Source organism: Vicinamibacteria bacterium, from assembly GCA_035620555.1.
Lineage (GTDB): Bacteria > Acidobacteriota > Vicinamibacteria > Marinacidobacterales > SMYC01 > DASPGQ01.
Window position 1 is genome coordinate 1 of the sequence record DASPGQ010000474.1, and the last position, 4,626, is coordinate 4,626.

Annotated in this window: 4 protein-coding genes; 2 read left to right on the top strand and 2 right to left on the bottom strand. The window is 60.7% G+C overall.

Annotation, left to right across the window (positions count from 1 at the left end):
- On the top strand, positions 1-1,176 hold a 1,176-nt coding region (locus tag VEK15_19095; protein HXV62813.1), incomplete at its 5' end, for a BON domain-containing protein.
- Positions 1,177-1,220: 44 nt separating this feature from the next.
- Entirely contained in the window at positions 1,221-1,979 is a 759-nt protein-coding gene (locus VEK15_19100) for a PRC-barrel domain-containing protein (GenBank protein ID HXV62814.1), read from the top strand.
- A 107-nt stretch (positions 1,980-2,086) separates the two neighbouring features.
- Here VEK15_19100 and VEK15_19105 read toward each other — a convergent pair whose 3' ends face one another.
- Together VEK15_19105 and VEK15_19110 are read right to left on the bottom strand one after the other, a co-directional pair.
- The gene (locus VEK15_19105; GenBank protein ID HXV62815.1) at positions 2,087-2,737 is read right to left on the bottom strand and encodes a response regulator transcription factor; all 651 of its coding nucleotides are present in this window, start codon (positions 2,735-2,737) and stop codon (positions 2,087-2,089) included.
- Positions 2,738-2,931: 194 nt separating this feature from the next.
- On the bottom strand, positions 2,932-4,626 hold a 1,695-nt coding region (locus VEK15_19110; GenBank protein ID HXV62816.1), incomplete at its 5' end, for a glycoside hydrolase family 15 protein.

The following is a 4,626-nucleotide window of genomic DNA, read 5'->3' on the forward strand; positions in this document are numbered from 1 at the left end:
GCCGATCCAGCCACCAGAGCCTATGAAATCCAAGAGCTGTCCGTCGACAACGGACACGTCATCCTAACGGGAAGGGTGGACTCCTATCGAGAACGGACGCTAGTGGCACAGGTCGTCAAGTCGGTCGACGGTGTCCGCGGAATCGACAATCGCGTCGAGGTCTCGCCGAAGCTGGTACGAAGCGACGACGAGCTCAAAGCGGAAATCGAGACGACGCTCGAGTGGGATCTTTTCGTCGATGACGGGCTCATCGAGGTCGAGGTCGAAGACGGGGTGGTGAGTCTTACGGGCACCGTGGGCAGCGCTGCGGAAAAATGGAGGGCCACCACGACCGCTTGGGTAACCGGCGTCAAGGAGGTCGATGCCTCAGGTCTGAACGTCGAAAGGTGGGCTCGGGACGAGGACCTCAGGCGTCGCAAATACGCGGCGCGCTCGGATGAGGAGATTCGCGCCGCCGTGGAGGACGCTCTCGCACGGGACCCCAGGGTTCTCGCCTTCCCGTTGAGCGTCTACGTGGATGGCGGAAATGTCACTCTTCGTGGGATCGTCGACAACCTCAGGGCGCGGCACGCCGCCGAACAGGATGCCCGCAACACCGTCGGGATCCTCCGGGTCTCGAACCGCATCAAGGTTCGCGTCACTCCCGGTCTCAACGATGAGGATATCCGTTCCGACGTCGTCCAGGCTTTCATCCGAGACTCCGTGGTCGAGAGCTACGAGATCGATGTCCGCGTCGTCGGCGGCAAGGTTACTTTGAGTGGCCAGACCGACAGCTACTTCGAGAAGTTCCACGCCGACGACGTGGTTTCCGGTGTCGAGGGCGTCGTTTCCGTCGAGAACCGCATCGTGGTTGACCACGACAGGCCTAGAACGGTCTACGACCCGTACGTCGAACCCGAGAGCTTCCCTGATGGGTACGGCGAGTATTATTACGAGGGACCCTCGAGCACTGACCTTCGCCCCGATGCCGAAATCGCGGAAGAGGTGAAGGACGAGCTCTGGTGGAGCCCCTTTGTCGACTCCGATCACATCGACGTCTCCGTCGATGACGGGGTCGTTACGCTCAGGGGTACCGTCGATAGTTGGGCCGAGGCTCGGACTGCAATCGAGAACGCCTACGAGGGTGGAGCGCGACGTGTGACCAACGAGCTCACCGTTAGCCCGTCGTCGTCGTAGACCTCGTCGACAGCTCGGCTTACGACGACAGGAGGAGTCGAACCATGCTATGGAAGGCCAGCGATCTGTTAGGATTTTCCATTCGTGCCAAAGACGGCGTCATCGGGGAGATCGCCGATCTCTTTTTCAGCGACGATTCTTGGACCGTTCGCTATCTCGTGGTAGCGACTGGCGAATGGCTGAAGCGGCGTGAAGTTCTCATTTCCCCGATGGTACTCGAGGATCCGCCCAACGGCCCCGCAAAAGTTCTGCCGGTGAACGTGAACCGGAGCGAAGTGCAGGATGCACCCCCGGTCGATTCCGAGAAGCCGGTCTCACGTCATTACGAGGTCCACTATAGTGATTTCTACCGCCTGCCCTACTACTGGGCCGGCGGACCGGGTTGGGGCCCCTTTCTCACGCCAGGCGAGCTTGCGCGCTCAGCCGGGGCCGCGAGTCACGACATCGAACCGCCCGAGCATCCTCATCTTCGTTCGGCCGAAGAGGTGAGGGGTTATCATTTCGAGGGTGTGGATGGCAAATTGGGACACGTCGAGGATTTCATCGTCAGCGACGAAAGCTGGTCCATTCGCTATCTGGAGATCGACGTACGGAACTGGTTGCCGGGCGGGAAGAAGGTGTTGTTGGCCACCCGCTGGGTGAGCGGCGTGAGCTGGGAGAAGCGTCTTCTCAAAGCCGAGATGAGCCGCGAGGCAGTCAAGAACGCGCCCGAGTACGATGACTCCGTGCCCATCAGCGAGGCGTACGAGATCGCTCTCGCCAAGCACTATGGCTTGGAGCGTTCGGTGGGTGCGTTTCGCTGACGTTGGCAGCTGGGCCCTTACTTTGCTTGTCCCCACGGACACACCCGCACTGTTACCGACAAGTCGGGATAACTTCACTGGTGCGGCTCGAAGCCGCTGACCAGAGATCACGCCTGGATGATCTCGTTCTTGATCGCGTAGCGAACGAGCTCGACGACGGAGTGAACCCCCAGTTTTCGCATGATATTCGTTCGGTGCGTTTCGACCGTCTTCACACTGATGTCGAGGATACTCGCGACTTCCTTGTTACTTCGTCCCTCGGCCAAGAGCTGGAGGATCTGAGTCTCGCGAGACGTCAGGCGGCGTAGCGGCTCGCCCTTCAGCGGTTTCACACCGTCGAGATAGCCTTCGAGAACGATCTGGTGAACGTGTGAGGTGAAATACGGCTTGCGTACGAGGAGCGATTCGATGGCGGCGACGAGCTTGGTCGTTGCGTCGGATTTCAAGACATAGCCCCGGGCCCCGGCGTCGAGGATCTCCCGGATCAGGCCGTCCGAGTCATGGACGGTCAGGACCAGCACCTCGGTTTTGGGACAGCTCTGAACGATCTCGCGCGTCGCCTCGACGCCATTGAGCTCCGGCATCGACACGTCGAGAATCACCACTTCCGGCTTGAGCTCCTTGGCTTTGCTTACGGCTTCCCTTCCCGTCACCGCCTCTCCACACACGTTCCAATCGGGACGCTTCGCCAGGACCTCCCGAAGGCCCTTGCGCACGAGCTCGTGATCGTCTGCGAGCAGGATCTGAGGCACCCTCATCGGCCAACCCGCCACATCATGGTAGAAAATCCTTTACCGATCATGCCACCAAGGTATCCCAGTGGAGCAATCGAGGGAACTAGGGAGTTCCCCAGCTTCGTCGAAAAATGACCCTTGGGTCACGATGACGCAACTACGTGCACCACAAACGCTCTCACCAAACAGCCGAATCCCGATGCTCGACGTGGAGTCCATCAATCCGAAGCCCCTAGGGCACGATCCAGATTGAACGCCGCGCTGATTAGGGCCAGGTGGGTAAAGGCCTGGGGAAAGTTTCCCAGAGCCTCGCCACTCGATCCCGTCTCCTCGGCGTACAGACCCAGATGGTTCGCGTACCCCAGCATTTCCTCGAACATCACCCGCGATCGATCGAGCCAGCGTCGATCCCTCCTTCCGGCACGCGTGAGCGCCTCGACCAGCCAGAACGTACAGATATTGAACGTACCCTCCCCACCGGGGAGACCGTCGGGGGTCTCATGGAGGTTGTAACGGTACACCAGACTATTCGATACCAGGCCGCCGCGGGTGGGAGGTTCCAGCACGGCTTCCAGAGTCATGAGGTTTCGCGGGTCCGTGGGAGATAGAAAGAACACCATGGACATTAGCAGATTCGCCGCATCCAGGGAGTCACCGTCGAACGACTGCACGAAGGTGTTTCGGTCCCGATTCCAGCCACGGCTCATAATCTCCTCGTAGATCCGGTCCCGCACGTCGAGCCAGCGATCCCGATCCGTAGGAAACGAGCGCTTGTCAGCGAGGCGCAAACCTCGGTCGAGGGCGACCCAGCACATGAGCTTGGAGTACACGAAGTGGCGACGGCCGCCCCGCACTTCCCAGATGCCTTCGTCCTCGAGTCCCCAGTGATCGGCAACCCAATCGACGAGCCTTCGGAGATGACGCCACAAATCATAGGAAATCGGTGAGCCATACTTGTTGTAGAGATAGACCGAGTCCATGAGCTCGCCATAGATGTCGAGCTGCAGCTGATCATAGGCGGCATTCCCCACCCGAACCGGGCCCGAGCCGCGGTAGCCTTCCAGATGATCCAGAATCTCCTCGTCGAGGCGATGGCGGCCGTCGATTCCATACATGATGTGGAGCGATCCGTCGGGCTCGAGCTCGTGGCATCGGGCTTCGAGCCAATCCATGAACCGGGCTGCCTCGGAGGTGAATCCCACCCTCAGTAACGCGTACAGAGTGAAGGCGGCATCACGAATCCAGGTGTAGCGATAATCCCAATTGCGCTCACCTCCCAGCTCCTCGGGAAGACTGCAGGTCGGCGCGGCGACGATGGCGCCGGTAGGCTCGAACGTCAGGAGCTTGAGCGCGAGCGCGGACCGGTGCACCACTTCTCTCCATCGGCCGCGGTAGGTGCATTGGGACAACCAATGGAGCCAGTAGTCCACGGTGCTCTGGATCCTCTCCTCCGCCTCTCGTTCGCCGAACAGACCGCCGCAACCCGAGTCTTTCTCGACGCGTCCGAGAACGAAGACGGCGCTCTCGCCTTCCAGAAGCTCGAACTCGGCAACCACACCCTGCTTCCAGCGCTCGAGCTTTCTGCCGGTGCCGAGGCCCAGCGACAGGCTCGGGGTGTGAAAGCAGGCGCCCGCGTCCTCGATAATCGTGCCGTGCTCCTGCCGGGCGTAATCGAAAGCCGGCAAGCACTCCATCCGGAAACGCATCGTACCCCGGACGACCTGCACCCGGCGTACGAGCTGGTGTCGTCCCTGGCTCTCCGCGGGGAGTCCGACGGGCATGAAGTCCGTCACCTGGCCGACTCCGTCGTGGGAGAGAAATCGTGTAATCAGGACGTTCGTCTCCGGCCAGTAGAATTGCTTGTAGCGCACGTCAGCGGCATCGGGCGGGGCGATTCGGAAATGGCCTCCCTT

Excerpts from the sequence above, each read along its gene's own strand:
- VEK15_19105 (HXV62815.1), bottom strand. The coding sequence starts at position 2,737 with ATGAGGGTGCCTCAGATCCTGCTCGCAGACGATCACGAGCTCGTGCGC.
- VEK15_19100 (HXV62814.1), top strand. The coding sequence starts at position 1,221 with ATGCTATGGAAGGCCAGCGATCTGTTAGGATTTTCCATTCGTGCCAAA.